The following is a 4,540-nucleotide window of genomic DNA, read 5'->3' as shown; positions in this document are numbered from 1 at the left end:
AGACACCAACGCCACACCCAGCGAAACCGACTGCCCCAGCAACGGATCCAACTCAGCAACAATCACATCGAAAACCTCGGCGAACACCGGATACGACGCACGCAACTCCACAGCCATACCAGCCCACTGCGCACCCTGACCCGAAAACACCAACCCCGTCGAACCCGACACCACACGACCAGACACCACACCCGAAACCGTTTCGCCACGACCCAACGCCTGCGTACCAGCCCGCAGACCATCACCCTCAGCCGACAACACCACGGCCCGATGATCAAACAACACTCTCGAAGTCACGAGCGAGAAACCGGCATCAATCAGATCCAAGTCATGGTCGCCGACATGCGATGCCAAACGCCTGGCCTGCTCAGCAAGAGCCTCACCACTACGCGCCGAAACCACCCAGGGCAGCACTCCACCAGCCGGGAGTGTCTTCTGCACCGGGGCCGGGGCCGCGTCCGGGGTTTGTTCGATAATTACGTGAGCATTGGTGCCGCTGATCCCGAACGAGGACACACCAGCACGACGCGGCCGACCCACCTCCGGCCACGACTGCGGCTCGGTCAACAACCGAATATCACCCTGGGACCAATCGACTTTCGTCGACGGCTGATCAACATGCAGCGTTTGGGGCAACACACCGTGGCGCATCGCCATCACCATCTTGATCACACCACCCACACCCGCGGCGGCCTGGGAGTGACCGATGTTGGACTTCAGCGAACCCAACCACAACGGACGATCCGCACCCCGATCTTGGCCGTACGTGGCAAGCAGCGCCTGGGCTTCAATGGGATCACCCAGCGTCGTTCCGGTGCCATGGGCCTCCACCGCATCAACCTCGGCAGCAGACAATCCGGCATTCGCCAACGCCTGCCGAATCACCCGACGCTGCGACGGACCATTCGGCGCGGTCAAACCATTCGACGCACCATCCTGATTCACCGCCGAACCAGCAAGCACCGCAAGAACTTCATGACCGTTGCGCCGGGCATCAGACAGCCGCTCCAGCACCAACACACCGGCACCCTCGGCCCAACCCACGCCATCAGCCGTGTCGGAGAAGGATTTACACCGACCATCGGGTGCCAACCCTCGCTGGCGGCCGAATTCCACGAAGGTCTCCGGTGTCGCCATCACCGTCACACCACCGGCCAACGCCAGATCACACTCACCCGACCGCAGCGACTGCGCAGCCAAATGCATCGCCACCAACGACGACGAACACGCCGTATCCACCGACACCGCCGGGCCTTCCAGCCCCAGCGTGTAGGCGATGCGGCCAGAGACCAAACTGCCGGTCGCACTGTTCCCGGTGCCCTGGGCATAGTCGTGATACATCACACCAGCGAAAACACCGGTCGAGCTGCCACGCAGCACCGCCGGGTCGACACCGGCGCGCTCCAACGCCTCCCAGGAGGTCTCCAGCAGCAACCGCTGCTGGGGATCCATCATCGTGGCCTCGTTGGGGCTGATCCCGAAGAACTCCGCATCGAAATCGGCTGCGGAGTATAGGAATCCACCCCGACGCGTGTAGGTCTTGCCTGCCTTGCCAGGTTCGGGATCGTAAATGCCGTCGATGTCCCAGCCACGATCCATCGGTAGATCGCCAGTGGTATCGGCGCCCGACACGACCAGACTCCACAGGTCTTCAGGCGAGGCAACACCACCCGGATAACGACAGGCCATCGCGACCACCGCGATCGGATCGTCGTCAACAGCTCTGCTGGCAATGACCTCGATATCCCGACTGGTACCAGCGAACTCATCGGCCAGATGCTGCGCCAAAGCCTGCGGTGTCGGGTAATCGAACACCAACGTCGCAGGCAGCTGTAGACCTGTCACGGCCTTGAGAGCGTTGCGGAACTCGACGGCGGTGATCGAATCGAAGCCCAGCTCGCCGAAAGCCTTATCGGCCGCGATCGCATCCGCGTTCCGATGACCGAGGATTGTGGCGACCTGGCCACGCACGATCTCCACGAGAACACCGAAGCGCTCACTATCGGGAGTATTCGCCAAACGAGCACGTAGCGCCGTAAAGGCACCCGGGGCCGCCTTACGGCGTGCGGGGACCAAACCGGAAAACAGTGCGGGCGCGGCGAACCCAGCGCTGCGGAGGCTCTCCAGGTCCAAACGGACAAGGATCGGAGCCGCTGCGTCGATCCCTGTCGCGGCGTCGAACAGCGCGAGACCCTGTTCCTCCGACAGCGGCAGCATGCCCGAACGGGAGATGCGGCTGCGGTCGACATCGGTGAGTTGCTCGGCCATACCCCCGTCCCACAGACCCCAGGCAAACGACTGGCCACAACCACCCGAGGCCCTACGGTGCGCCGCCAGCGCATCCAAACACGCATTGGCCGCGGCATAGTTACCCTGACCAGGGCTGCCGAACACACCGGCCACCGAGCTGAACAACACGAACGCCTTCAACGGCAGATCGGCGGTCAACTCGTGCAGATGCAAGGCCGCATCGACCTTGGGCCCCAACACCGCATCCATCCGAGCCGGAGTCAGCGAAGCAATGGCACCATCATCGAGCACACCGGCCATATGGAACACACCCGCAAGTGGATGACCGGCAGGAACATTGGCCAGTACCGCAGCCAATGCATCACGATCAGCGACATCACACGCGACGAAATCGACCTCCGCACCGCGAGACCGCAACTCCGCCCGCAACTCGGTGGCACCGGAAGCGGATTCACCACGGCGACTCAACAGCAACAGCCGGCGCACACCATGGGCGTCGACCAGGTAACGGGCGAACAACCCAGCGAGCAAACCACCCGCGCCGGTGATCAACACAGTATCGTCCGGACCGAAAGAGGTAGTCGCCGAAGCGGTCTCGGTGGAAACGACCGCTGTGGAATCGACGCGGGCGAGTCGCGCAATGTATACCTGCCCATCACGCACCGCCACCTGCGGTTCCGCCGCAGCCAGCACCCCACCCAGCAATCCCTCGAGTCCGGAATCGGTGTCGATCAACACGATCCGGCCAGGATTCTCCGCCTGCGCCGAACGAACCAGACCACACACCGCGGCACCAGCCAGATTCGTAACGTCTTCCCCGCCAACCGATACCGCACCACGGGTCCGGACCACCAGAACCGACTCGGTGAACCGCTGGCTTGCCGTCCAGGATTGAAGGACCTCCAAAACCTCATGCGTCGCAGCGTGAATGGCAGCGGGATCATTACCCGCCGGGCAGTCCAGCACCACCACCGGCGGCACCCGCTCACCGAGATCCGGCCACGCTACCGCGGCGACCTCGGCCTCACGCACCGAGATCGGTGTCCAATCGACCTGGAACAACGCATTACCGGCGACAGATGCATTAGCCGTGAGCTGCGCGGGATCAAATGGCCGGGAAGCCAACTGCCGCACCGACGCCACCGCAGCACCCGACGAATCCGCGAGATCTAGAGCAACGCCGTGCTCACCTATCCGTGTGAGCCGAACACGCAACGCATTGGCCCCAGCCGCATGCACCGTCACACCGGACCACTCGAACGGCAACGCCAGGCCAGTCCCGTCCGCAGGCAGGTTGTCGGCGACGCGCAGCGCGTGCAGAGCGGCGTCGAGCAGCGCCGGGTGCAGACCGAAGCGTTCTGCCTCGGCCCGGGCTTGTTCAGGCAATTCGACCTCGGCATAGAGCAGCCCGTCCGCTGCACGCCACACCGACCGAAGTGCCTGGAACACCGGACCGTACTGGTAACCCTGCACATCCAGGGAGTCATAAACACCATCGATATCCACCGCGACCGCACCAGAGGGCGGCCACTGCACCAAATCCACAGGCGCGCTATCGATTCCCGGTGTAAGCACGCCCTCGGCGTTCAACGTCCACGACAGCACCGAATCAACGTCATCATCGGGGAGAGAGAAGATCCGCACCGCGCGACGACCCGACTCATCCTCAGCACCTACCACAACGCGCACGGCAACCCCGCCGGACTCCGACAGCACCAGCGGAGCCCGCAGAACCAGCTCATCGAGACTCGAACAGCCCACTCGCTCCCCGGCGTGCATGGCGAGTTCGACAAATCCGGTGCCAGGGAAAAGCACGGTGTCCATAACTCTGTGATCGGCTAGCCAGGGATGCGTCTGCACCGACAACCTGCCGCTGACAGCGACCACATCGGAATCCGGTTGCGACACCACCGCCGAAACCAAGGGATGACCGGTAGCCACCAGCCCCATCGCCCGAGCGCCGCTACCGGTGGAACCTTCGGCCGTCCAATAACGCTGATGCTGAAAAGCGTAGGTGGGCAAGTTAATTCGCCGGGCCTCGGAACCAGCGTAGAGAGCGGCCCAGTCCACCTTGGTGCCAGAGACGAATAGACCGGCCACCCCACTCAGCACGGCCGACGCATCCGCCTGACCCCGGCGTGCCAAGGCCACCACAACAGGAGCCACGACGGCTGCCGCCGCACTGACGTGCCCATTGTCGAGGATCTGGGTGATCATCGGGGTCAACACCGCATCAGGCCCGACCTCGGCGAACCTCGACACACCCATACCCGCCATCGCGACAACCGCA

1 protein-coding gene is annotated in these 4,540 nt (G+C 63.6%); it reads right to left on the bottom strand.

What is annotated here, in order from left to right; all coding sequences use genetic code 11:
• The coding region (locus tag ACIBI6_RS41135; RefSeq protein WP_396960589.1) for a type I polyketide synthase at positions 1-4,540 on the bottom strand (4,540 nt) is incomplete at both ends.

Origin of the sequence: Nocardia sp. NPDC050412, assembly GCF_044458825.1 — a bacterium.
Classification (GTDB): domain Bacteria; phylum Actinomycetota; class Actinomycetes; order Mycobacteriales; family Mycobacteriaceae; genus Nocardia.
This window is presented reverse-complemented; position numbering and strand designations above follow the sequence as displayed.